Annotated in this window: 24 protein-coding genes, 1 tRNA gene, 1 other RNA gene and 1 pseudogene; 17 read left to right on the forward strand and 10 right to left on the reverse strand. The window is 53.1% G+C overall.

Features of this window, described 5'->3' with window-relative positions:
- Nucleotides 1-5 precede the first annotated feature (5 nt).
- Nucleotides 6-464, reverse strand: a complete 459-nt coding sequence (locus tag Q0L28_RS05340) for a phage tail protein (protein WP_296632613.1) — start codon at nucleotides 462-464, stop codon at nucleotides 6-8.
- A 23-nt stretch (nucleotides 465-487) separates the two neighbouring features.
- On the opposite strand from Q0L28_RS05340, the gene Q0L28_RS05345 reads away from it, so the two are divergent.
- From Q0L28_RS05345 to Q0L28_RS05360, 4 genes are all read left to right on the forward strand, one after another.
- Nucleotides 488-934: a hypothetical protein gene (locus tag Q0L28_RS05345; protein WP_296632615.1), complete on the forward strand. Its 447-nt coding sequence runs from the start codon at nucleotides 488-490 to the stop codon at nucleotides 932-934.
- A gap of 38 nt (nucleotides 935-972) precedes the next feature.
- On the forward strand, nucleotides 973-3174 hold the full coding sequence (gene katG, locus Q0L28_RS05350; RefSeq protein WP_296632620.1) for a catalase/peroxidase HPI: 2202 nt from the start codon (nucleotides 973-975) through the stop codon (nucleotides 3172-3174).
- Between the two features lie 51 nt (nucleotides 3175-3225).
- Nucleotides 3226-3879: an MIP/aquaporin family protein gene (locus Q0L28_RS05355; RefSeq protein WP_296632623.1), complete on the forward strand. Its 654-nt coding sequence runs from the start codon at nucleotides 3226-3228 to the stop codon at nucleotides 3877-3879.
- An 83-nt stretch (nucleotides 3880-3962) separates the two neighbouring features.
- Entirely contained in the window at nucleotides 3963-4163 is a 201-nt protein-coding gene (locus Q0L28_RS05360) for a hypothetical protein (protein ID WP_296632626.1), read from the forward strand.
- A 58-nt stretch (nucleotides 4164-4221) separates the two neighbouring features.
- Here Q0L28_RS05360 and Q0L28_RS05365 read toward each other — a convergent pair whose 3' ends face one another.
- From Q0L28_RS05365 to Q0L28_RS05390, 6 genes are all read right to left on the reverse strand, one after another.
- The gene (locus tag Q0L28_RS05365; RefSeq protein ID WP_296632629.1) at nucleotides 4222-4620 is read right to left on the reverse strand and encodes a VOC family protein; all 399 of its coding nucleotides are present in this window, start codon (nucleotides 4618-4620) and stop codon (nucleotides 4222-4224) included.
- A gap of 40 nt (nucleotides 4621-4660) precedes the next feature.
- Nucleotides 4661-6355: an AarF/UbiB family protein gene (locus Q0L28_RS05370; protein ID WP_296632631.1), complete on the reverse strand. Its 1695-nt coding sequence runs from the start codon at nucleotides 6353-6355 to the stop codon at nucleotides 4661-4663.
- Nucleotides 6342-6908 (reverse strand): PadR family transcriptional regulator, encoded by a 567-nt coding sequence (locus tag Q0L28_RS05375; RefSeq protein WP_296632634.1) that lies wholly within the window; start codon nucleotides 6906-6908, stop codon nucleotides 6342-6344. The genes Q0L28_RS05370 and Q0L28_RS05375 overlap by 14 nt, the downstream gene beginning before the upstream one ends.
- A 173-nt stretch (nucleotides 6909-7081) precedes the next feature.
- Nucleotides 7082-7166, reverse strand: a tRNA-Ser gene (locus Q0L28_RS05380).
- Nucleotides 7167-7197: 31 nt separating this feature from the next.
- Nucleotides 7198-7617 (reverse strand): OsmC family protein, encoded by a 420-nt coding sequence (locus tag Q0L28_RS05385; protein WP_296632636.1) that lies wholly within the window; start codon nucleotides 7615-7617, stop codon nucleotides 7198-7200.
- A gap of 10 nt (nucleotides 7618-7627) precedes the next feature.
- On the reverse strand, nucleotides 7628-8809 hold the full coding sequence (locus Q0L28_RS05390; RefSeq protein ID WP_296632640.1) for an MFS transporter: 1182 nt from the start codon (nucleotides 8807-8809) through the stop codon (nucleotides 7628-7630).
- A gap of 54 nt (nucleotides 8810-8863) precedes the next feature.
- Here Q0L28_RS05390 and ffs point away from each other — a divergent pair.
- The 6 genes from ffs (at nucleotide 8864) to Q0L28_RS05420 (ending at nucleotide 14447) form a co-directional block, all read left to right on the forward strand.
- An RNA gene (gene ffs / locus Q0L28_RS05395) (signal recognition particle sRNA small type) lies at nucleotides 8864-8960 on the forward strand.
- A gap of 39 nt (nucleotides 8961-8999) precedes the next feature.
- Complete coding sequence (locus Q0L28_RS05400; protein WP_296632642.1) at nucleotides 9000-10817, forward strand: DNA polymerase III subunit gamma and tau; 1818 nt, start codon at nucleotides 9000-9002, stop codon at nucleotides 10815-10817.
- On the forward strand, nucleotides 10817-11413 hold the full coding sequence (gene recR, locus Q0L28_RS05405) for a recombination mediator RecR (protein ID WP_296632645.1): 597 nt from the start codon (nucleotides 10817-10819) through the stop codon (nucleotides 11411-11413). The genes Q0L28_RS05400 and recR overlap by 1 nt, the downstream gene beginning before the upstream one ends.
- Nucleotides 11414-11474: 61 nt before the next feature.
- Nucleotides 11475-12755, forward strand: coding sequence for an aspartate kinase (locus Q0L28_RS05410; RefSeq protein WP_296632646.1), 1281 nt, complete (start codon nucleotides 11475-11477; stop codon nucleotides 12753-12755).
- Between the two features lie 39 nt (nucleotides 12756-12794).
- Nucleotides 12795-13862, forward strand: a complete 1068-nt coding sequence (locus Q0L28_RS05415) for an aspartate-semialdehyde dehydrogenase (protein ID WP_296632648.1) — start codon at nucleotides 12795-12797, stop codon at nucleotides 13860-13862.
- A gap of 24 nt (nucleotides 13863-13886) precedes the next feature.
- On the forward strand, nucleotides 13887-14447 hold the full coding sequence (locus Q0L28_RS05420; protein WP_296632651.1) for a hypothetical protein: 561 nt from the start codon (nucleotides 13887-13889) through the stop codon (nucleotides 14445-14447).
- Between the two features lie 15 nt (nucleotides 14448-14462).
- Here the strand turns inward: Q0L28_RS05420 and Q0L28_RS05425 are convergent, their stop codons facing one another.
- Nucleotides 14463-15353, reverse strand: a complete 891-nt coding sequence (locus Q0L28_RS05425; protein ID WP_296632654.1) for a metallophosphoesterase — start codon at nucleotides 15351-15353, stop codon at nucleotides 14463-14465.
- A 2-nt stretch (nucleotides 15354-15355) separates the two neighbouring features.
- A complete protein-coding gene (locus tag Q0L28_RS05430) occupies nucleotides 15356-17860 on the reverse strand; it encodes a transglycosylase domain-containing protein (RefSeq protein ID WP_296632658.1) in 2505 nt (834 codons plus the stop codon).
- A gap of 41 nt (nucleotides 17861-17901) precedes the next feature.
- Here Q0L28_RS05430 and Q0L28_RS05435 point away from each other — a divergent pair, with 41 nt between their 5' ends.
- Both Q0L28_RS05435 and Q0L28_RS05440 read left to right on the forward strand, forming a co-directional pair.
- Nucleotides 17902-18057 (forward strand): DUF4177 domain-containing protein, encoded by a 156-nt coding sequence (locus Q0L28_RS05435; RefSeq protein WP_296632660.1) that lies wholly within the window; start codon nucleotides 17902-17904, stop codon nucleotides 18055-18057.
- Nucleotides 18058-18067: 10 nt separating this feature from the next.
- The gene (locus Q0L28_RS05440; RefSeq protein ID WP_296632663.1) at nucleotides 18068-18538 is read left to right on the forward strand and encodes a RidA family protein; all 471 of its coding nucleotides are present in this window, start codon (nucleotides 18068-18070) and stop codon (nucleotides 18536-18538) included.
- 70 nt (nucleotides 18539-18608) lie between these two features.
- On the opposite strand, the gene acs is transcribed toward Q0L28_RS05440, so the two are convergent.
- On the reverse strand, nucleotides 18609-20582 hold the full coding sequence (acs, locus tag Q0L28_RS05445; protein ID WP_296632680.1) for an acetate--CoA ligase: 1974 nt from the start codon (nucleotides 20580-20582) through the stop codon (nucleotides 18609-18611).
- Nucleotides 20583-20869: 287 nt separating this feature from the next.
- Here acs and Q0L28_RS05450 point away from each other — a divergent pair, with 287 nt between their 5' ends.
- The 5 genes and pseudogenes from Q0L28_RS05450 to Q0L28_RS05470 form a co-directional block, all read left to right on the forward strand.
- Nucleotides 20870-21784 (forward strand): ATPase, T2SS/T4P/T4SS family, encoded by a 915-nt coding sequence (locus Q0L28_RS05450; protein WP_296632666.1) that lies wholly within the window; start codon nucleotides 20870-20872, stop codon nucleotides 21782-21784.
- Nucleotides 21777-22571 carry a hypothetical protein gene (locus Q0L28_RS05455; RefSeq protein WP_296632669.1) on the forward strand — a complete coding sequence of 265 codons (795 nt, stop codon included), beginning with the start codon at nucleotides 21777-21779 and terminating at the stop codon, nucleotides 22569-22571. Before Q0L28_RS05450 ends, Q0L28_RS05455 begins: the two co-directional genes overlap by 8 nt.
- A gap of 29 nt (nucleotides 22572-22600) precedes the next feature.
- A pseudogene (locus Q0L28_RS05460) lies at nucleotides 22601-22792 on the forward strand (DUF4244 domain-containing protein); the annotation flags it as partial.
- Nucleotides 22789-23139 (forward strand): hypothetical protein, encoded by a 351-nt coding sequence (locus Q0L28_RS05465; protein ID WP_296632671.1) that lies wholly within the window; start codon nucleotides 22789-22791, stop codon nucleotides 23137-23139. The pseudogene Q0L28_RS05460 and the gene Q0L28_RS05465, both read left to right, overlap by 4 nt.
- Before the next feature lie 371 nt (nucleotides 23140-23510).
- Nucleotides 23511-24527, forward strand: a 1017-nt coding sequence (locus Q0L28_RS05470; protein WP_296632674.1) for a DNA topoisomerase, incomplete at its 3' end; no start/stop codon positions are given.

Consider the following 24527-nt stretch of genomic DNA (forward strand, 5'->3'; position numbering starts at 1 on the left):
TGCCATCAGTATTCGCCTTTCACCACAAAGAAACTGCCCCGGATTTCTCCGGCGAGCTTCGACTTCATTCGAGCAAATTTGAACTTGGTGGCCAACTCGTCGGGCACCGGCATGCCTAAAGAAAGTTTGAAACCAACGGCGCGCTTACCGCGGGGTTCAAGTGTGTAAAGCACGTTGATAGATAAACCGCTCTCATAGAAAACATAAGTCCAACGAACGCCCTCAACTTCGAACTCGGTGGCCTCGAGGGGTTTTGATGCAATCACGATGTCACGCTCTTGCAGAACCTTGGCAACATACTTCACTAGCTTCGCGGCCTTATCTGCAGGCTTTGTCACAAAATCGAGGTCATATTTATTTTTGAAGTAGCGCGCCTCATTTGCGCGAAGGCCGGCCAAGGCGTCGGCATAAGGCGAGCGTTCTAATCCTGCGGTGCTCACATTTACAAAATCGATCTTGGCCATGGCAACTAGCGTAATCTGCCTTTATGAGTGATTTAAATGAAGTAGGCGACCGTGATAATTGGCGATGCTGGTTGTGTGACGCGGCCGTAGACCCTGATGCTTCAGTTAATTCAGACCTTGGCCCAAGCACCGATAGCTTTGCTGCTGCGAAGTTAAAAAAGGGCGCCGTGGTCACCGAGCGTTTGGCGCACCGCATGTGCAACACCATGCGCGGCAAGATCGCACCGGTTGTGCCTTGGTCTAAGGATTTGTTCGTGGTTGACCCGGCACCAATTTTTGAGACAGTTGAACGCCTAAAGGCAAAGGGCGGCCGCGAAATTGTTGCTCGCTGCCCAGATGAGAATGACGCCAATCAGGCATCCGAGTGGTTATTAGACCGCCTCACCCGGCTAGCGCCTGATTCAAAATTCACCACCCAGATAACTTCTGGTGGCGGTCAGTTCATGCTGGCGTTAAAAATCGGCGCATAATCAGAATGGAATAGAACCTATTTTTATAGGGTTTGTAAATGGGGAGCCCGTCTGGGCCTTTGGATTTAACGGGAGTAATCATGGATTCAGCAGCTAAATGCCCAGTGCCGCATGGCGCCAACACCACCGCCGGAGAGGTTGCCACCAAGTGGTGGCCAAAGGCCCTAAACCTAGACATCTTGCACCAGCACGACACAAAGACGAATCCGCTGGGCGCTCACTTTGATTACCGAGAAGAAGTCAAAAAGCTCGACGTCGATGCACTCAAAAAAGACCTGCACGCCCTAATGAACGACAGCCAAACCTGGTGGCCGGCCGACTGGGGTCACTACGGCGGCCTGATGATTCGAATGGCATGGCACTCAGCTGGCACCTACCGAACTTCGGATGGTCGCGGCGGAGCTGGCAACGGAACCCAGCGCTTCGCTCCATTGAATTCATGGCCAGACAACGTAAACCTAGACAAAGCTCGTCGACTTCTTTGGCCAATCAAAAAGAAATATGGCAACAAGATCAGCTGGGCAGACCTGATGATTCTTGCCGGCAACATCGCCTATGAATCAATGGGTCTAAAAACCTTCGGATTTGGTTTTGGTCGTGCCGACGTTTGGCACCCGGAGAAAGACATTTACTGGGGTTCTGAGAACGAGTGGTTGGCACCAAGCGATCACCGGTACGAAAACGTAGAAAAACCAGAAACCATGGAAAACCCTCTAGCCGCAGTGCAAATGGGTTTGATCTATGTGAACCCTGAAGGCGTCAACGGAATATCTGATCCGCTAAAAACCGCTGGTCAAATTCGTGAAACTTTTGCTCGCATGGCCATGAACGACGAAGAAACCGTTGCCCTTACTGCTGGCGGTCACACCGTTGGTAAAGCGCACGGCAACGGCTCGGTAGCTAACGTTGGCCCAGAACCAGAGGGTGCCGACATCGCTGAAGCTGGTCTTGGTTGGATGAACCACACCACACGCGGTGTTGGTCGTGACACAGTTTCGAGCGGCATCGAAGGCGCTTGGACAACCAACCCAACCAAGTGGGACAACGGATACTTCTACTTGTTGTTCAACTACGAGTGGGAACTGACCAAGTCACCTGCCGGCGCATCACAGTGGCAGCCAATCGGCATTAAAAAAGAAGATATGCCGGTTGATGTTGAAGACCCATCAATCCGCAAGATGCCGATGATGACAGATGCCGACATGGCAATGATTAAAGACCCTGCCTACCGCAAAATCTCTGAGCGATTCCGCGATGATCAAGATTACTTCTCTGAAGTATTTGCTCGCGCGTGGTTCAAATTGACTCACCGCGATATGGGTCCAAAGGTTCGCTACCTTGGCCCAGATGTTCCGGCTGAAGATCTAATTTGGCAAGACCCAATTGCACCAGGCAACGCAAAGTTCGACGTTGCCGCTGCAAAAGCCAAGATTGCGGCTTCAGGTTTGAGCGTCGCTGAGATGGTTGCAACTGCTTGGGATAGCGCCCGCACATTCCGCAGTTCAGACCTGCGAGGTGGCGCAAACGGCTCTCGCATCCGTCTCGAGCCGCAGGCTAGCTGGCCAGGAAACGAGCCAGAGCGTTTGGCAAAAGTTCTTTCTGTGCTTGAGCCAATTGCATCCGAAGTTTCAGCCAGCCTGGCCGACATCATTGTGCTTGCCGGTGCAGTTGCCATTGAAACCGCTGCAAAAGCCGGTGGAGTTTCGGTTGAGGTTCCATTTGCACCAGGCCGAGGTGACGCGACTCAAGAGCAAACTGACGTTGAGTCATTTGCTCCACTTGAGCCGATTCACGATGCATTCCGCAACTGGTTGAAGCAGGATTACGTTGTTACTCCAGAAGAGCTCATGCTTGACCGCATTCAGTTGATGGGGCTTACTGCCCCAGAGGCAACTGTTCTGCTAGGTGGCTTGCGCGTTATTGGAGCGAACCATGGCGGCAGCAAGCTGGGCCTTTTGACCGAACGCGAGGGAGCGCTAACCAACGACTTCTTTGTGAACCTGACCGACATGAACCTGGTTTGGGAGCCGGCTGGCGAAAACCTATACAAGATGCGCGATCGCAACAATGGCCAAGTTAAGTTCAGTGCTACTCGCGTTGATTTGGTTTTTGGCTCAAATTCAATTTTGCGTTCGTATGCCGAGGTTTATGCCCAGGATGACAACAAAGAGAAGTTCGTGCATGACTTTGTTGCCGCCTGGACAAAGGTGATGAACTCAGATCGCTTCGACCTGAGTTAACAACCGGCAAACGGCACGATTACAGATCTCAAATAGGGTAAGACTGTAAAGGTGAACTCTAATTTGAAATCTGTAATCGCCGAATTTTTTGGCACCGCCGCACTTGTGTGTGTTGTGGTTGGCTCAGGCATCATGGGCACCAATTTGTCGCAAGATGCTGGTGTTGCCTTGCTGATTAACACAGTTTCTACGATCTTTGCCTTGGCATTGCTGATTTTTGTTCTCGGCCCAATTTCGGGCGCGCACTTCAACCCAGCGGTAAGCCTTGCAGGATTGATTCGTAAAGAGATGTCAGTCTCAAAATTTGTTTGGTACACATTCGCGCAGGTCACGGGTGCCATTGCCGGTGCGGTGCTTGCAAACCTGATGTTTGATTCTGCTGCAATCTCAATTTCGACTCATCAGCGAGTTACCGCCGGAACATTGATTGGCGAGGTGGTGGCAACCGCAGGGCTCATCATCGTGATTTACACCTTCATCGCTCGCGAGAAGCAAACACTGATTCCAATCGCAGTGGCCGCTTGGATTGGCTCGGCTTACTTCTTCACTTCGTCAACATCGTTTGCGAACCCGGCAGTAACCCTCGGTCGTATTTTCAGCGACTCATTTGCCGGCATTGCCCCAGAATCGGTGCTGCCATTTATTACGGCACAAATTGCGGGAATGGCCCTTGGTTTAGTTGGAGCCTCTGCACTGAAGCGCTAGCTTCGCCTAGGCTTGTTGAGAAGCCTTTTTGTGTTAATTATTTAGCTTCACTCAAATCAGAAAATCGAAGAAAGTGAAGAAACATGAACGAGGAAAAAAAGAACGACAAGGTTCAGGAGATGACCGATTGGGTCGAGCTTCGGGATTCTTGGACCAGAAAGCGTTTTGATTATCAAGAACGCTGGCACGGTTGGCGATCGCCGTTCGGTCTTGGCCTGGGATTTGTCTTGCTAAGTGCAGGGCTATTTCTGCTGAGTCTGGCGTGGAACAACCTGTTTGGTTAGTCCTACAAAAAAGGCCCCGTATAATTCGGGGCCTTTTTTCTTTCGGTTTCTCTAAGAATTACTGAACGTGCTCTGGGTTCATGTAGAACAAATCCCAAAGGTGACCATCTAGGTCTTCGAATCCCCAGCTGAACATAAAGCCCATGTCTTGTGGCTCGTTCACCTTGCGGGCTCCGAGGGCGAACGCCTTCTCAGAAAGTTCGCGCACTTCATCCGCAGATTCGCAGGCAAAGGCCAAGATTGCCTCGGTGCTGGTTGAAGGGGCAATCGGCTTGTCAATGAAGCTTGAAAACTTTTCGTGCTCAATCAGCATCAAATAAACGGCGTCGTTCACAATCATGCAGGTTGAGGTCTCGTCGGTGAACTGCGCGTTGAACTTGAAACCGAGACCGGTGAAGAAATCAACTGACTTCTTGAGGCTAGCAACTGGCAGATTTACGAAGATTGAAGAGATCATTCCCAAATTGTAAGTCTTTGAAATGCCAAGCGGTAGGCAGCTATTTTGTGAAGCGCCCCGCGCCGAGCGCGTAGAGCAAAGGCAACACCGAAACACCAAGTGCACTGAATCCCAAGAACTCGTTGCTTGGCACTAGCAGCACTCCGGCTATGAACAGCCCTGCGAATATGAATGCTGAACTGGCACGGCGAACGCTTGAGTCCAAAATTCTCATCCGTCGTTCCAGCTCTGGGTTGCGAATAACCAGGTCGCCTCGTTCAATTCGGCTGAGGATGCTGTCGACGCGGCCGGGCAGTCGACTGAGTGTTGCCAAATTCGCAAGTAGGTCTTTGCCAACTCGGTTTAGCGCGCCAGAGCCCGAGCCATTCAGCAAAGAGCGTGCAAATGGATCAATGGCGTCCCAAATGTTGAACTCTCGGTTGAGTGAGCTTGTCACTCCAGATAGCAGCGAGAGAGCCCTGATCAAAAAGAGAAAATCTTTTGGAAGTTGAAAAGGTAGGGTGCGAATAAGCTCGCTGAATTCAAGGGCAAATTCGCGCAGTTCTTTAGGGTCAGTTTTGATTAGCTCGCCAACGCGAACCCCGCCAAATCGGTTGAAGAGCTTAAACACCGCATCCTCGAGCAGCAAAGTGTCAGCTGTTGGCAGCAGCACACCAAGATCCTCGCAAGCGGCAACCCAGGCACGTGCATCTCGCGAGGCAACCGCAAACAGAAATTTCTGAAGCCCAGCGCGCACCTCAGGGCTAACCTCGCCCATCATGCCAAAGTCGATATAGGTGAGTGTGAAGTCAGCGGGGGAGCCATCTGGCATCTTGGTGACAAAGATGTTGCCCGGGTGTGGGTCGGCATGAAAGAAGCCAGTCACGAAGAACTGTTCAAAAGTTGCTCGGGCAAGTTCGGCGGCCACCGCGTTCGGGTTTATCCCGGCTTCAACTAATGAATCAACATCGGATATTTTTATCGCCGTCACGTCGGTGAGGGTAAGCACCCGACTTGCACTTCGCTCCCAAATCACATTTGGAGTTTGAATGCGTGCATCATTCTCAAAATCCGAAGCAAAACGTTCTAGGTTCTCAGCCTCATGCAGATAGTTGATTTCTTGCAGAGTGATCTCGGCAAATTCTTCAACCAGTGCAGGAGCATCAGTTCGTTTAGAAACCAGCTTGACTCGAGATAACCAAACACCAACTTTGGTCAAGGCCTTCAGGTCGACCTCGACAATTTCTTCAATGCCTGGTCTGAGTACCTTGATCACAACATCGCTTATGCCAAGATCGGCGGCTAGCCCTGCAGAGAGTTTTGCTTTGTAGGCCTGACCCAGCGATGCGGCTGCGATCGGCTCAGGTGTTATTTCAGCAAATGCCGTCAATGGCCCCATGGCAAGTTCATGTTCAATTACCTGCAGAATGCTCTCGAAAGATTCGGGGGCAACTTCATCCTGAAGGCCCGAAAGTTCCTTGGTGATTTCTTCAGGCAAAACATCGAGCCTCGCCGACAAAAACTGGCCCACCTTCACCATCAAACCGCCGAGGTCAGCAGCTAAATCGTGAAAAGCCCTTGCTTGAATCTGCAATCTTTTGGTGCGGCCGCGGGCGCTAAATTTTTTCAAGCCAAAGCGTGGCAACACAATTTCGAACCACCAGGCATTTGCTAAAGCCAGGGCGGCAAACCGCAGAATGCGCCGGTATCTGGCTTTGAGTGCTTTGCCTTTCGGCTGGCTTTTATTTTTCTGCAAGAACAGTGTGAAGGTCGTGCCGAGCCTGATCAAGAATTGCCGCTGCCTTGGCTTGCTGCTCGCGAGTTGCTGTTTGTGCAATGTCAGCAAGTACCGGTGGCAATTTAGATGCAGCCTTCAAAAATGTTGGCTCACAAGAAAGCCAGTTAAAGTCCATCGACTTTTTGGCTGCGGGAGCTGCCTTAGCTTCGCCCATTTTTTCTTGAGCGGCTGCAAGAGCCTCTTCGCCCAATTTGGTAAGTGTGTAGGTTTTGCGATCGCCCTTAGTTTTCACCAAGACCTTTTCGGCTTCTGCGAGTTTGGTGAGTGACTTGCTCACCTGGCCATCTGAGGGTGCCCAAGTGCCACCCGCTGCCAAGCTGATTGCCTTAACAATCTGAGTGGCTGTTTTTGAGCCGGCTTCTAGAGCTGCCAGAACGGCTGCCTCGACGCGCTCTTCGTCTGGTTGTGCCTTGAATCCGCGGTTCACGGTAGAAGTAGCCATGTCTTTCACGTAGCCCAATAGGCCCTCGATGGCTTGGCGCGGCTCAAAGCTGTTGGTTGCTGTGCTCACTGCTATCCCTCCGTGGCAACGATTTATTACCCCTTGCTTATAAGGCTACGGATGCGGTTTTCATTCCGCTTAGCTTGGGGAAAATTCGTATGTGAGATGGCCAAGACAAAAGCCCCAGATTTCTCTGGGGCTTTCTCACTGTCTCATTAGTGAACGTCTTCTTTCGAAGAGCGCGGAGAATATGGGATTCGAACCCATGAGGGCTTGCACCCAACCAACTTTCCAAGCTGGCGCCATAGGCCACTAGGCGAATTCTCCATGGAACCCTACGAGTTTAGCCGCCGAAGGCCTATCCGAGGCGTTCGATTACGCCGCTAAGGGCAGTGCCCGCTTTCACGGTGTTGTAGATCGTGCCGAATTTCTGCAAGTTTTTGTGCAGCAGTTCTAGGCGAGCATCTGGCTCATCGGTCGCCACGCGCAAAACATAAGTGATGTCAGTGATTCGAGCTTCTTGTTCGGGGCGATGAGCGGTAAGTGAAACTTCGGCACCGGCATATGCAAATGGCAGCGTGGGGCTGATGCGTTCAATGCCCTTGAGCATGCATGCCGCTAAAGCTGCAAGCAAAAGCTCAACGGGATTCAAAGCGTCGACCCTGCCAGCCATGCTTGTGTCAATCACAAGTTCAACATCTTTGGCATGCACTACCGACCCCTCGCCATCAATGCGCTTGGCGTCGAGTTTGAAAGTCATCACCAGTTGCTCAGGCATCGTAGGCAATTTATTTCTTGATAACTAAGGGTTTGGTGGCACCACTGAAGATAGCCGTGATCACCATCATCACCAACGGAATACCAAAGGCAACGTATATGCTGGTGGCCTGACCCAAGGCACCAAGAGCTGGGCCAACCGTAATGCTCGAGATGTAAACCACGGTGATGATCATGTTCACACGCGGTGATGCCATGGCCACATCGTCACCCATTGACGAAACCACCAGCGGGAACCCGAGAGAAATTCCTAGACCCCAGATGCAAATGCCAAGCATCTGCAGGCCTGTCATTTCGCTTGTCATGAAAATCAAGATTCCGGCAACGGTGAAAATTGCAGAAAACAAAACAGTGCGAAAGCGACCGATGAGATCAACAATGAACCCACCAATCAAACGAGCGATGGTAATCACAATCCAGAAGACACCAAAAGCAGATGCAGCTTCAGCACCGCTGTAGCCGCCGTTGGTTAGAGCAATCGGCATCCAAGTGCCAGCGGTCATCTCGGCCATGATGAATGAGAAACCGAGCACTGCCAAAATCAAGCTGCGCTTCTCGCCCCAAACCGCAAGCGCCTGGCGCTTGTTCTTGGCTTTGGTTGCGTCGCTGACATCTGGGGCTTTGTGCTCTGGAAAAGCGAAACCTGCCGCGACCGCGAGCACGCCGATCAAGATTGCCGCCATGAAGAATGAGGTAGTAATCGAAACTTTTTGCGCGATCAAGTAGCTCGCAATCGATGCGGCCAACAACATGCCCACACCAAAAGAACCGTGAATTGCTGGGAACAGTGAACGCTTCGACGCTTTATCGACAGCCGAGCCTTCCATGTTGCCAATGAAATCGTTTAGAGCCATCGGCAGTCCCATGAAGAAGAGGCAAATGCTGGCGGTCAAAAAGTTGCCAGAGTCAACTGCAAAACCTAAAAGCCCTAGGGATGTTGCCGCCACGATGGCTATGGTCGTGTTGACGTTGCGCGAACCGAAGCGGTGCACCAAAGCGCCGGCAAAAAGAATGCCCGCTAGACCACCGGCGGGGTAGAGCATCGATAGCAAGCCCATCTGGGCGGTGTTGATGTGAAGTGCTTGCTGCACCTCGGGGCCACGGCTTACCCAGCTAGAAAAAAGAAATGCGCGAGTGAAGAAAATTACAGAAGCTCCGGCAAACCAGAGTCCAATTCGTGGCGTCTTTGTCATTACATCAGGCTAACAAGGCGATAGGCCCGTTGCTAACGCACATATAAACTTGTCCATGGCTCCCCGCGTGGCGTCACCTCGGCTAACTCCCCCAGGATCGAAAGATAGCAAGGGTAACTGGGCTCTGATGGGTGCGCGGGGAGTCTTTCATTTATCCGGGGCAGTCAGCCCCAAAGGGTAGGCTCTATTCGTGGTCACCGCTCTATATCGTCGCTATCGCCCTGAAACTTTTGCCGAACTAATCGGCCAGTCTCAGGTAACCGCGCCTCTGATGACCGCCCTGCGCACCGACCGCGTAAACCACGCCTATTTGTTCTCGGGCCCGCGCGGCTGCGGCAAAACTACCTCGGCTCGCATCTTGGCTCGTTGCCTAAACTGCGCCGAAGGCCCAACCGACACTCCTTGTGGCAAGTGCCCAAGTTGCATTGAGCTTTCTAGGGATGGCGGCGGCTCACTTGATGTTGTTGAAATTGACGCGGCTTCGCACAACGGTGTTGATGATGCGCGTGACTTGCGAGAGCGTGCGATCTTTGCACCTGCTCGTGATCGTTTCAAGATTTTCATCTTGGATGAGGCCCACATGGTTACCCCACAGGGTTTCAATGCGTTGCTAAAAATTGTTGAAGAGCCACCTGCCCACGTGAAATTCATCTTTGCTACCACAGAGCCAGACAAAGTTATTGGCACCATTCGTTCGCGCACTCACCACTACCCATTCCGTTTGGTGCCACCGGCTCAGATGCTCGAATACCTTGAGCAGCTCTGCAAATCCGAAGGTGTTGAAATTGAACCAGGTGTGTTGTCGCTGGTGGTGCGCTCGGGTGGCGGTTCGGTTCGTGACTCTTTGTCTTTGCTTGATCAACTAATTGCCGGCAGCGAAGGCGGCAAAGTTGTTTATGAGCGCGCGGCTGCACTGCTTGGTTTCACTCACGCAAACTTGCTTGACGAAGTTGTTGATGCACTTGCTGCCAAGAGTGCGGCTGAGGTTTTTGCCAGCGTTGACAAAGTAATTCAGAGTGGCCAGGACCCGCGTCGCTTTGTTGAAGATCTGCTTGAGCGCTTGCGTGACTTGATTGTGATTGCCTCGGTTGGCGATGGCGCAAAGAATGTTTTGCGCGGAGTTGCCGCCGACGAACTAGACAAAATGGCAACCCAGGCTGCTCGCTATGGAATTGCCGAACTAACTCACGCAGCCGAAACCGTAAACGATGCGCTAACCGAAATGACTGGCGCAACTAACCCTCGCCTGCACCTAGAGCTCATGGTTGCCAAAGTGTTGGTTCCATCGAGCGATCAAACCGAAGTTGGTTCATTGGCTCGAATTGAAAGACTTGAACGCCGCATTGGTGTTGCTGGCACCCCGGATGCTTCGGCTCCTGTGGCCGCGGCTGCACCGGCAGCGGCGCCCGTTGCAGCGGTGCCAGCTAGTGCGCCGGTTGCCAGTGCTCCTGTGGCAGCGGCACCAGTTGTTGCAACACCAGTTGCAACTTCGATTGGCTCAGTCACCACTGCGCAACTTCGCGATGCCTGGCCAAACATTTTGACCGCGGTAAACAAAGCGTCGAAGCCCGTTTGGATGATTGCATTCTCACTAACCGTGATTGATTTCACCGGTGATGTTTTGACGCTCAAGTTTTTGAACCAAAAAGATCTAGACAGCTTCAAGAACTCAGCAGGCTCGAGTGAAGTTTTGCGCAAGGCGATCTTCGATGCACTCGGCGTGCAGGTTAAGTTCAAGGCGCAGGTTGATGCTCCAGCTGAACCTGCGGCCGTGACCACGCCAATTGCGGTGGTTGCACCTGCAGCTCCGGTTGCACCTGTCGTTCCAGTTGCAGAACCTGAGCCGCAGGCATCCGAAGCAGAAGAAGCACCTGCACCAGAAGCACCGGCCGAACCAGAAACCAAGTCACGCAATTCGAGCATGGTCGACGAATCGGCTCGCTATGGCGAATCGCTATTGCGTGAGATGTTGGGCGCCGAGCCTATTGCCGACAAGAACGGCAAGTGATGTACGAAGGCGTAGTTCAAGAGCTCATCGACGAGTTGGGTCGCTTGCCGGGCATTGGCCCAAAGTCGGCGCAGCGCATTGCTTTTTATTTGCTGCAAACCGATGACGACCAGGCCACCAAGTTGGCCCAGGTGCTAGCCGAGGTTAAAGAGCGCGTGCGCTTTTGCGAAATCTGCGGCAATGTCACCGAAGAAAACCAGTGCAATATCTGTCGCGATACTCGCCGCAACCGCACCCTTATATGTGTGGTCGAAGAGTCGAAAGATGTGCAGGCTATCGAACGCACTCGTGAGTTCCGCGGTTTGTACCACGTGCTTGGCGGAGCAATCAGCCCAATCGAAGGCATCGGCCCAGACCAGTTGCGCATCAAAGAATTGATGACCCGTTTGGCCGACCCAGACATTCAAGAAGTGATTATTGCCACCGACCCGAACCTCGAGGGTGAAGCAACGGCCACATATTTGTCTCGCATGCTCAGCCCGCTTGGCATCAACGTGAGTCGTTTGGCATCGGGCTTGCCAGTTGGTGGCGACTTGGAATATGCCGACGAAGTTACCCTCGGCCGAGCCTTTGCCGGCCGAACTCAAGTGAAGTAGACTTTAGACTTCGCGTGGCAATTTGCCCGCAATATCGGCGAAATTTCAAGGAGATACGGTCTTGGCTCTGATTGTGCAAAAGTTTGGCGGTTCGTCTGTTGGAGACGCCGACAAGATCAAGCACGTAGCACGCCGAGTAATCGAAACTCAAAAAGCCGGCAACCAGGTTGTGGTTGTGGTTTCAGCAATGGGCGACACCACAGATGAGCTGCTAGACCTAGCCAACTCAGTGGCCGAGGACCCAGCCAGAAGCCCTCGCGAGCTAGACATGTTGCTCACCTCGGGCGAGCGCATCTCAATGTCGCTTCTGGCTCTGGCAATCAACGCACAGGGTGGCCAATCTCAATCTTTCACCGGTTCACAGGCCGGCATCGCAACCGACAACGTGCACGGCAATGCCCGCATCGCCGAGGTTAGCCCAGCCCGCATTCGCGAATCAGTTGACGCCGGCAACATTGCCATCGTTGCCGGTTTTCAGGGCTTCAACCGAGACTCAAAAGACGTGACCACACTAGGTCGCGGTGGCTCAGACACCACAGCGGTGGCGCTAGCCGCTGGCCTAAACGCAGACCTTTGCGAAATCTATTCAGACGTCGATGGCGTTTACACCTCAGACCCACGCGTAATCAAGGCAGCCAAGAAGCTTGATGCTATCGACATCGAATCAATGCTTGAACTTGCTGCTGCTGGCGCCAAGATCTTGCACATTCGTGCGGTTGAGTTTGCTCGCCGTCACAACGTTGACCTTCGCGTTCGTTCAACTTTTAGCACCGACCCAGGCACAATCGTTTACTCGAAAAAAACAGGAGCAGGAATGGAAGAGTCAGTCGTTTCAGGCGTAGCTATCGACAAGGGCCAGACCAAGATTATGGTTATCGGCATTCCAGATGTTCCTGGTAAGGCAGCCGAGCTATTCACCATCGTTGCCGACGCAGGTGCCAACATCGACATGATCGTTCAAAACACACCAACCGGCTCGGATGTCACTGACGCGGTTAGCGACATCGGTTTCACGCTGCCTAAGAGCGACACCAAGAAGGTTGCCGCTGCACTTGAGGCAGCAAAAGACCGCATGGGATACCGCGTAGTTGAAATCGATGAAGAGATTGGCAAGCTTTCAGTAGTTGGCGCAGGCATGCGCACTCACTCTGGTGTTTCGGCAACCATGTTCCGCGCACTTGCCGAAGCTGGCATCAACATCGAAATGATTTCAACCTCTGAAATTCGCATCTCGGTAATCACCAGCGATGATCAGGTTGACGCTGCAGCTCGTGCAGTGCACACCGCATTCGGTCTAGACACCGACATCGAAGCCGTCGTCTACGCCGGCACCGGTCGCTAAAAACTTTTACCAATCTTTACCTCGAGTCAGGAGAACCAAATGGCTAAGCCAAACCTCGCCCTTGTTGGAGCAACCGGAGCCGTTGGCACCGTGATGATTGGCATCATCAACTCACGCCCAAACATCTGGGGCGAAATTCGTTTGATTGCTAGCCCTCGTTCGGCTGGAAAGAAGATTTTGGTTCACGGCGAAGAGCGCACCGTGGTTGCACTCTCACCAGAGGCATTCGACGGCATCGACATTGCAATGTTCGACGTACCAGACGAGGTTTCAGAAGTTTGGGCACCAATCGCTGCAGAGCGTGGCGCAGTTGCCGTTGACAACTCAGGCGCGTTCCGCATGAACGACCAGGTGCCACTAGTGGTGCCAGAGGTAAACCCAGAGCAGGCAAAGAACCGTCCGCTAGGCATCATCTCAAACCCAAACTGCACCACCTTGACCATGATGGCTGCCATGGGCGCGCTGCACTCAAAGTGGAACCTAAAGGAACTTGTTGTTTCTAGCTACCAGGCTGTTTCAGGTGCAGGTGCTGCCGGCATCGACGAGCTATCTCGCGAGATCGAAGCTCTTGGCAAGACTGCTCCAAACTCAGGCCTAGCCACCGACGACGTGCGCACCGCATTGGGTGCAGCCGGCAACGACCTTTCAGAGTCACCTTGGGCTCACCCAATTGCACTCAACGTAATTCCATTCGCCGGTTCACTAAAGGCTGGCGGTCACACTTCTGAAGAACTAAAGGTTCGCGACGAGTCTCGCAAGATTCTTGGCATTGCCGACCTAAAGGTTGCTGCCAGCTGTGTTCGCGTTCCAGTTCAAGTTGCGCACTCACTTACCGTGCACGCAACCTTTGCAAACCCATTGACCCCGGATGAAGTGCGCGCGGTGCTTGAGGCTCAGCCAACCATCAAGGTTGTCGATGACCCAGCAAACCACAAGTACCCAACTCCAAACATGGTGGTTGGTCAGGACCCAACATTTGTTGGCCGCATTCGTCAGTCGCTCGACTTCACAAACAGCATCGAGTTGTTTGTGGTTGGTGACAACCTTCGCAAGGGTGCAGCGCTAAACACTTATGAAATTGCCGAGCTTGTTGCTCGCGAGTTTTAGAAGCTTTCAAGATAACCTTTGACTATGTCTCGACTACTAGCCGCAATTGTTGGCTTGGGTCTAGTCATCAGCCTCGGGGGATGCGCTGTTCCGGCTGCTGATGGCGGCTCGCCAACAGCTTTGCCAACCCCAACACCAGATCAGTCGCTCGTGCCTACTCAGGCACCTGCAACTATTGCTGATGTTGACCCAGAGACCTATAGCGACGGCTTCGGATGGTATTCATTCAAGGTTGGCGATGGCCCAGCTTGGTGCACTATCGCAACCGACATGAATCAAATCATCTGTGAGCAAAACGAAGCGACTGCGGTTTATGCGCCAATTCCTGCGCCAGCTGATTGCAGCGGCAGCTATGGCTACCAGCTTCGACTTTGGTCAACAACCCCAGCCTCGGGCGCAACCGCTGAATTCGTATGTGCCACCGGTCAATTCCAAGACCCAAGCCAATCGCAAGTGTTGCCTTCTGGCAGCCGCATCAATGTGCCACCGTTTTCTTGCTACGTGCAAGACATCACAGCGCGCTGCGACAACGAATCAGGTCAGTGGATGGCCCTTGGCCGGCAGACCTGGTCTTTGCACCCATAAGGCATCCGAAGTTTTTTAGTCGCGCGCTTCTAGTGTGATGAGTCGCACTTCTGGGCGGCAGAAGAAACGCACTGGCGCGTAAATCGAGTGGCCCAGACCGGCAACAACATTTAGCAACATGTCTTTGCCACCAAAATTCCATCCGCTAAGACCCTTGGCATTTTTATTTGGCAAATCGCAATTCGTGGTTAGCGCGCCAATCAGAGGCAAACAAACTTGACCACCGTGAGTGTGGCCGGCAAAGACCATTGCTGCACCGGCCTTGCTCATAGCCTCGAGCACGCGCATGTAGGGCGCATGGCTAACCCCAATAACTACTTGTGCGTCGGCAACTCGGTTTGCCTGCGCGGGCAAGGTTTGCAAATCATCAAGGCCATCGTGTGCATCATCCACGCCAATAAAACCAAACTTCACACCGTTGATGGTGATTTGCCCCTCGCGGTTATTTAGGTTCAACCAACCGGCTGCACGAAATGAACTCACTAATCTCGCTGTGTCGAGGGCGGGGCCTTCACTGCGTTCAGATGGTTTGGCTAAGTAGCCGAGTGGGTTGCGCAACACCGGTGCAAAGTAATCGTTAGAGCCGTTTACAAAAACACCAGCATTTTGCATCAGCGGGCCAAGCGCAGAAAGCACTGGTGCAATTGCTTCACCATGCCCAAGGTTGTCTCCGGTGTTTATCACTAGGTCGGGGCGCAGCTCACCAAGTTTTTTGATGAAGCGCTGTTTGCGTTTTTGCCATGGGGCCATGTGAATGTCGCCAATGTGCAAAACGGTAATTGAAGGTGAACCCTTTGGCAGTAGTTTCACCGTGGCACGACGAATTACATAAAGGTGTCGCTCAACGCCAATGCCCCAAACGGCCGCGGCCGCTGCAAGTGCAACAACAACCCACAGCCACTGCATGATTATGGGCCGGTGCTGATGATCAACAGAATTGCACCAGCAGATGCGGCTGGAGTGCCGGCTGCTGGGTCAGTGCCCACAACCTTGCCCTTTGGCACGGTTGGTGACTTCACAAAGAACTGTGTTTGCGATGGCTGAGGTTCACTCACTGCCGAGAAGCCGGCTGCCAACAATGTTGACTTCGCAGCTTCAACAGTCATGCCTGCAACATCTGGCACCCCAACCTTGCCACCCTTAGAAATCAGAATGCGAATCTGTGAACCGCGAGGCACAACGGTTCCCACAGCAGGTGAGGTGCGAGCAACGCTGCCGGCTGGCATCGATGAAGCAACGCGTGAAGTGATTACTTTGGCGTTTAGGTCTGAAGATTTGATCAGCTCAACCGCAGCATCTGGAGCTTGACCAGCTGCGTTTGGAATGGTGATCATGGTGGCGTCAATCATGCTCTGAGGTGGCTGAGTGAACGCGGTGCCTGGGTAAAGTTTGTTGGCGGTCTTCATGATGGTTCGCCAAATATCGTGACGCACGGTGTTGGCAGCCTTGTTGTTCAACAGCAAGCCAGATAGCGACTTATTGCCAACTACGTTGCCAACCCAGGTTGCGGTTGCAACCGAGCTTGAGAAACCAGTCATCCAGGTGTGAACACCAGAGTCTGTGGTTCCGGTTTTACCGGCCAGGGGAGTGCCATCGCCAGTGTTAGATGCGCCACCGGTTCCGCCAGAAATTACGCGTTGCATTGCATAGGTCATGCCGGCGGCAACCTCAGGAGTAACCGCTGGAGAGCAAAGGCTCTTAGGTGCGATCAATTCTTTTTGGGTGCTGCGAACAATTACCTTGTCGATGGCAATTGGTGAACAGTAAACGCCGTGGTTTGATATGCCGGCCATTGCAGCGGCCATGGTGATCGGCGCAAGTTCGTTGGTGCCAATGATCGAAGCTGGCACATACTGCAGCTCGGTTCCGTCGGCACGGTGAATGCCAAAACGCATCGCGGTGTCGCGAATATCGCAAAGGTCTAGTTGGCTTGCCATCGCAGCGAATGCGGTGTTCACCGACATCGAAGTTGCCTGAACCACGTTTAGGTCTTCGGGTTCTTTCACAATGTTGTTTGGCTTCCAAGTGCCAACGATTCCACCACAACGAGATGAGAACTGTGATGCATCCCACTCCTGCACGCGGCCGTCAACGTGATCCATCAGGTGGAATCCGTTGGTTAACCACTGTGCCAAGGTGAAGACCTTATAAGTCGAACCAGTTTGGAAGCCAGAAGAACCACCGTAGTCACGGTCGGTTGCATAGTTCACCGAAGTGTGGCCCAGTTCTTTGCTTGAGGTCTGGTCAAAGATTCGGTTCTGGGCCATTGCCAATACGCGGCCGGTGCCAACCTGAACCGAAACGCTTGCGCTACCGATTTGACTTGGTGCATCTGCCGGCGCCCAGGTCATTTCAGCCTTGTGCGCTGCTGCCTGCACCTTCATGTCCATGGTGCTGTAAATCTCAAGACCACCACGGCGAAGCAAGTTTTCGCGGTCTTCAGGGGTGGCACCGAATTCGCTGTTGTTGCGCACTGTCCAAACCACATAGTCACAAAAGAAGGCTGTGGTCTGATTTGCTTCACAACCGCTTGGAGTGTGGGTTAGGTGCACAGTGATTGGCGTTGCCTTTGCGGCCGATGCCTGTTCGCCAGTGATGTAGCCGGCGTCTTGCATGTTGTTAATCACGTAGTCGCGGCGGCCCTTGGCGCGGTCAAGGTTGGCAGGGTCATCTGGCTTGTAGTCATTTGGTGACTTCAACATTCCAGCAAGCAACGCTGCCTCAGGAATGTCTAGCTCGCTGGCCTTCTTGCCGAAGTAGTAGTTCGAGGCAGCTTCGATGCCGTTGATCTGGTTTCCAAAGAACGAAAGGTTCAGGTAACCAGCCAAAATCTCCTGCTTTGTTGCAACGCCCTCTAGAGCCATCGCCAAACGAATTTCGCGAAGCTTGCGGTCAATGCTCACCGCGGTTGCATCGGCCATGGCCTGCTTGTCGCCACTGAGGTTTGCAGCCTCAACCAATGAGTTCTTCACATATTGCATGGTGATGGTAGAACCACCAGGGCCATTTCCCAAAGATGCCGCGCTGGTAATACCGGCACGAATCAATGAAACCCAGTCCACACCGCCGTGCTCAAAGAATCGAGGGTCTTCGGTGGCCACCACTGCATTGCGAATATTTGGTGACATTTGGTTGTAATCAATCGAGATTCGGTTCTCGTGATAGAAAGATGCAACCTCAACTGGCTTGCCGTCTGCGTTGCCATAAAGTGTTGAAGCTTGGGATGCGTTTACCGGGCGAATGTAATCTGGCAGGTTCTCAAAAATTGTGATTCCAGCGGATGCGGCAAAGCCACCCACAAGGGCAATCGGAGCCAAAAGCGCGAGGCCAACTACGCCTGCTAGTGCTGATAATCCGGTGTATTTAAGGATGCCGCCCGTAAGGGTTTCGGGCTTGCGGGGCGAACGAGACATAAACTCTAGGTTACCTGACAACCCCTGAGAGGATTCTGTAAATGATTAAGTGGGAGTACATCACAACCCCTTTGCTATTGCACCGCGAGACCGCAATTTTGAATAACTGGGGGTCAGAAGGTTGGGAATTAGTGCAAATCGTGACCGGCCCCGAGGGCGGTCTTGTAGCCTTCTTTAAGCGCCAAATCGCCGCTTAAGGAGACCTAAATGTCAAGAATTGAAACCCTGATGGCTGAACTTGGCCACCCGCTGCCAGAAGTTGCCAAGCCAGTTGCTGCCTATGTGCCAGCTGTGTCTAGCGGCAGCCTTTGCTTCACCTCTGGTCAGTTGCCATTTGTTGATGGCAAGTTGCCGGCAGCCGGCAAGGTGGGCGAGGGCGTTGGCCTGGTGGACCCTATTCGCGCTAAAGAGTTGGCTCAGATTTGCGCTTTGAACGCGCTTGCTGCTTTGAAGGGCGAAATTGGCAACCTAGACCGAGTGACCCGCATTGTTAAGGTTGTTGGCTTCGTGGCTTCGGCTCCAGAATTTACCGGCCAGCCTGCGGTTATAAACGGCGCTAGCGAGTTCTTGAGTAAGGTTTTTGGAGACTTGGGCATTCACGCTCGTTCGGCCGTTGGAGTGGCTTCATTGCCACTTGACTCAGCCGTTGAGGTCGAAATCATCGCGGAGTTCAACTAACAAAACTTCAGCTTTAAAAGGAAACCCCCGAGTCTAGAGAGAGAAGACTCGGGGGTTTCCAGCATTAATGTTAGTCGCTCGCGCCACCGGCAATTTTGCCGCTAATGATATCCATCACCGAGGTATCAGCCAAGGTGGTCACGTCGCCAACCGGGCGATCTTCGGCAACATCGCGCAACAAGCGGCGCATGATTTTGCCCGATCGAGTCTTTGGCAATTCACCAACCACCATGATGGTGCGCGGTCTTGCGATTGGGCCAATTTCCTTGGTCACGTGATCACGCAAGATCTTGCTAACGTCTGCATCAGAACCAACTGATTCCAGCTGACTCTGACGCAAAATCACAAATGCCACAACGGCCTGGCCGGTGGTTTCATCCTTAGCGCCAACTACGGCTGCCTCGGCAACAAACGGGTGTGACACCAAAGCCGATTCGATTTCGGCGGTCGATAGGCGGTGCCCCGAGACGTTCATCACATCGTCAACGCGGCCGAGCAACCAAAGGTCGCCGTCCTCGTCGAACTTGGCGCCGTCACCGGCAAAGTAAATGCCGTCGAACTTCGACCAGTAGGTGTCTTGGAATCGCTCCGGGTCGCCCCAGATTCCGCGAAGCATTGACGGCCAAGGTTCGGTGATGGTCAGCAATCCAGCGTGACCATTGCCAAGCACGTTGCCGTCGTCATCCAAGATTTTCAATTCGATACCCGGCAGCGGCAACTGTGCCGAACCAGGCTTCAAAGTTGTGATGCCCGGCAGTGGTGAGATCATGATTGCGCCGGTTTCGGTCTGCCACCAGGTGTCAACAATCGGAGCATGCCCGCCTCCAATAACCTTGCGGTACCACATCCACGCTTCTGGGTTAATTGGTTCACCAACCGAACCAAGAACGCGAATGGTGCTGAGGTTGTATTGGTTCGGAAACTGGCTGCCCATCTTCATAAACGAACGAATTGCAGTTGGTGCGGTGTACAAAATTGAGACGCCGTACTTTTGCACGATGCTCCACCAGCGACCCCAGTCAGGTGTTTCTGGTGTGCCTTCATAAATTACTTGGGATGCCCCGTTGGCTAGCGGGCCGTAGGCAACATAGCTGTGGCCGGTGATCCAACCGATGTCGGCGGTGCACCAGTAAACGTCTTGTTCGGCGTGAAGGTCGAAAACATTTTTGTGTGTGTAAGCGGCTTGGGTTAGGTAACCACCGGTGGTGTGCAAAATGCCTTTTGGCTTGCCGGTGGTGCCAGAGGTGTAAAGAATGAAAAGCGGGTGCTCTGCGTGAAATGGCTGAGCAACGTGTTCGTCGCTTGCTTCGCCTAGTGCGAGTGACCAATCGATGTCACGACCTTCAACCCAGGCAACATCTTGGTTGGTTCGCTTCACAACCAAAACATTTTTTACCGAGGCGCACTTGCCGCCGCTGAGTGCTTCGTCAACAGCTGGCTTAAGTGCACTTGCCTTGCCCTTGCGGTAGCCGCCATCCGCGGTGATAACAAGTTTTGCCTGGGCGTCTTCGATGCGTGTGCTTAGTGATTCGGCAGAGAAGCCACCAAAGATAACTGAGTGCACGGCACCGATGCGAGCAACGGCTTGCATGGCCACAATGGCCTCGGGAATCATCGGCATATAAATTGCCACACGGTCGCCGGCTTTGACGCCCAACTCGGTGAGCACGTTGGCTGCCTTTTTTACCTGACGGGTGAGCTCGGCATAGGTGACTTCGCGGCTGTCGCCAGGCTCGCCTTCAAAGTAAAGCGCTACGCGGTCGCCATTGCCGGCCTCAACGTGGCGGTCGAGGCAGTTATAAGAGATGTTGATTTCGCCGTCGTGAAACCAACGGGCGAATGGGGGATTGGTCCAGTCGAGAACCTGAGTGAAGGGTTTGTGCCAGTGCAGCTCTTTGGCCTGGTTGGCCCAGAAAGATAGGCGGTCTGCTTGAGCCTGCTGATAGAGCGCCGGCTGGGCTATGGCCTGGCGGGCAAACTCCGAATCTGGGGCAAAATGGCGGTCTTCGTGAAGCAGGTTTTCAATTTCGTGATCCGCAGACATCATCGTCCTCCAAAATAGGCAGTCTGCTAAATCTTGCCATAAAGAAAACATTTCTATTTATTTTTTTTCGCGAAAAGGAAGGATTTTGCCAAATTGTTGTTTATTCTTAATGCGTCGGTTTTTTACCGACCTGCGATACCAGTTTCCCCCAAATTTGGTATCGCCTGGCCCCAATCCCTCCCCCAGGGCTTGGGGCCCCCTAATTTAACTGGGCATCTAGTCGGCTGGTTTTCCACAGATTGCCTGGGTTTTCAATAATCCTCGGATGACTGCCGCACGCTGGTGGGGTGATTCCTGAAGAATTGGGCCCAAAGCTGGCTGGTCTGCTGAGCCAGCCAGGCGTGACCGATGTCTTGGTCAACGGCTGCACTGAGGTGTGGCTGCAGCGTGGTGGGGCCGGCATGGTTCGCATCCAAAGCCCGTTTGAATCAGAACAAGAGCTGGCCCAGTTGGCCCAGGCAACCATTGCGGCCGGTGGCCGACACCTCGACCAAGCCAATCCCTTTGCCGACGTTGCCATTGGGGCCGTTCGGTTTCATGCCAGCCTCGCTTCAGATTGCAACCCGGCAACCCACATTTCAATTCGTAGTCACATCGAGCGCCAATTTGGGCTTCGGCAGTTATGCGATTTTGGCATGTTCGATTCTCAACAATTGCAGTTGCTGCAATCCATCGTTGCAGCCAAGCAAAACTTTTTGATTGCTGGCCCAACCGGCAGTGGCAAAACCACTTTGCTGCGCGCAATGTTGGGCGAATGTGCAAACGACCGAATCATCGCTCTCGAAGACGTTGCCGAATTGCAACTGGCGGCGGGTCATTTTGTTGCCATGCAAACCAGGCAGCCAAATGTTGAAGGCAAGGGCGAAATAACTCTCGAGCGATTGGTGCGCGAAGCGTTGCGAATGCGGCCAGATCGAATTGCGGTTGGTGAAGTGCGCGGTGTTGAGTTAGTCACCATGCTTCAGGCTCTGAACACCGGTCACTCGGGTGCAGGTGCAACAATTCACGCCAACAGTCTGCCGCATGTGGTTTCGCGGTTGAACCTGATAGCGCACCAAGCCGGTTTAGGGCGAGCCGAACTAGCTGAGTTGGTTTCGAGCGCACTCGACTGGGTTTTGTTTGTTGACTCGCGCTGTCTAATTTCGATTGCCAAATTTCAGAGAGCGCGCAACGGGTTGCTCGAGGTGGTCGTTCATGAGTGATGTAGTGCGACAACTTTCGGCGTTGGTTGGTGCTGGGTTGCCGGCAATCAAAGCAAGGCAACTTGTGCAAGAGCAACTAGATCAAGTTTCAGCGGCCGAGTTAAAACACATCGACCTAATCTTTGACATCTGCGTAAAAACCGGTGGGCCAATTGCGGCTTCATTAGATCGACTGGCCAACGTTATGACTCATAGGTTCAAGCAGCACCAGCAAGCGCAGGTTGCCTTTGCCGCACCAAAAGCTACAGCAAAGCTGGTGATGGCCTTGCCGGTGTTGGCCTTGCTGGCCGCGCAGTTGCTGGGCATGAATCCGGTCAGAGCAATTTTCACAACACCTGTAGCGTTTGCCTCGGTGTTGATTGGTGGCGCATTGCTTTATGGCGGGCGAGTGTGGAGCAACTCAATGTTGGCCAAAGCTGTGCCCGAGCAATCAGATGCCGGTGCTTTTTTAGACGCAGTGGCGGTGGCGCTCAACGCGGGCCTCAATGTGCAGCAGGCTGTGTTGATTGCCAAGCAAAGTTTTGCTCAGCACTTTGACCAAGTTGATCAAGAATCAATCGACGAATTACAAAAGGCCATTGACCTAAGTTCGCAAAGTGGTGCAGCAATCGCACCTTTGTTGATCGCCAATGCCGATCGACTCAGAGAAGCGCAAAACAACCACACCGCCAATCGGTTGGCAAAACTTTCGGTGAGTCTGATGATTCCTCTTGGGCTGGCTGTTTTGCCCGCCTTTGTTTTGCTTTCAATTGTGCCCATTGCCATCAGTTTGCTAACCAATAAATAGAAGGAGAAGAAATGCTACAAAAATTGCGCGACGAAACCGGTGCCGCAACAGCCGAGTATGCAATTGCCACTATGGCTGCCGTTGGGTTTGCCGGCTTGCTCGTAGTGATCATGCGCAGCGACGAAGTCAGAACAATCCTGTTTGATCTGGTGAAGAGCGCTTTGAGTTTTACCAACCCAAATGGCGAGGCAGCGGCAGTTGACCCTGCGGCAGGTTTGTGAAGTTCAAGCTTTCTAGCGATCAAGGTTCGGTCACTGCTGAGTTAGCAGTTGCACTCCCCGCGGTGGCCATGGTGCTAACCATCACAATCGCGGCTTTTGGCCTTCAGATCGAACGCCTCAAGTTGGTTTCAAACGCGGCAACCATTGCGCGAGCAATTGCCCGAACCGAGTCGGCAGAATCAGTGAACCAACTTGCCGCGGCCTTGGCTGGGTCTGCAAGTTTGATGCTAGAAACCAAAGCCGACTTAATTTGCGCCAGATTGACCCGCGGTTTTAGCCTCCCGAGTTTGCCGGGTAAGACACTTGAGTTGAGTGAGGTGCAATGCGCCAGAAAATTAGGACTCTAGCGGCGCGTCTGCTGGGTGACCAGAGGGGCGCCGGCACCGTGCTGGTGTTTGGGCTTATGGCGGCTTCGGTGGGAGCCTTCAGCTTGGCCAACCTGTTTGCTTTCAACCTTTTGCAGCAGGCCAGACTTCAGGCTCAGACCGAATCCATCGCTTTGGCGGCCACCGACGCCCTGAGGGGCCTAAATACCGGGTTTCCATGTGCCGAAGCCCAGAGGTTAGCCTCCTTATATAGGCTTCAACTTGACAGGTGTCGTATTGTCAAATTCGAAGTATTCATTTCGACCCGTTTAAATGGGCTCGGTATAGTTCTAACCGCAACAGCCCACGCGGGGCCAAGCTAGGCGCTTGACCCCCGATATAAAGGAGTGCCATTGGCTGCAAGCCACAAACTGGTCATCGTTGAGTCACCTGCAAAGGCCAAGACGATCTCTAAGTTCCTCGGCAACGACTACACGGTTTTGGCATCGATTGGCCACATCCGTGATCTGGTCGACCCTAAAGACTTGCCAGCCGATAAGAAAAAGGGCTCGCTGGCTAAATTCTCGATTGATATCGAAAACGATTTTGAACCGTATTACGCAATCTCGGCCGGAAAGAACAAAACCGTCACCGATTTGAAGAAAGCCTTGGTTGGCGCCGAGGAGCTCTATCTCGCAACCGATGAAGACCGCGAGGGTGAGGCCATCGCATGGCACCTACTTCAGGTCTTGAAGCCAAAAGTTCCAGTGAAGCGCATGGTGTTTCACGAGATTACTAAAGAGGCAATTCAATCGGCGCTTGAGCACACTCGTGCGGTTGACGACAACCTAGTTCAGGCTCAAGAGACCCGTCGCGTTGTTGACCGCCTGTATGGCTACGAGATTTCTCCGGTGCTTTGGCGCAAGATCAACCGTGGCCTTAGCGCCGGTCGCGTGCAGTCACCGGCAATGCGCTTGGTGGTAGAGCGTGAGCGCGAGCGCATGGCTTTTGTTTCGGCTAGCTATCACGACGTTGAAGCAACCTTTGACCCACAGGCTGCTGGTGAACCACAGTTTGTTGCCAAGCTGCAGAGCATCGGTGGTAAGCGCATTGCTACCGGTCAAAACTTTGACGACACCGGCATGCTAACCAGCGACGTAATCTTGCTGAGTGCCGCCGAGGCCGAAAAACTTGCCGAGGCAGTTCGCTCGGGTAGTGCAAAAATCGAAGTTTCTTCGGTTGAAGCTAAGCCGAGCACACGTCGCCCGGCTGCACCTTTCACTACTTCAACACTGCAGCAAGAGGCTTCACGCAAATTGCGCATGTCGGCAAAGCAGACCATGGATACCGCGCAGTCGCTGTATCAAGAAGGTCACATTACTTATATGCGAACCGACTCACCAACTCTTTCGACTCAGGCGATTAATGCT

The sequence above is a fragment of the Rhodoluna sp. genome, from assembly GCF_024639375.1.
Classification (GTDB): domain Bacteria; phylum Actinomycetota; class Actinomycetes; order Actinomycetales; family Microbacteriaceae; genus Rhodoluna.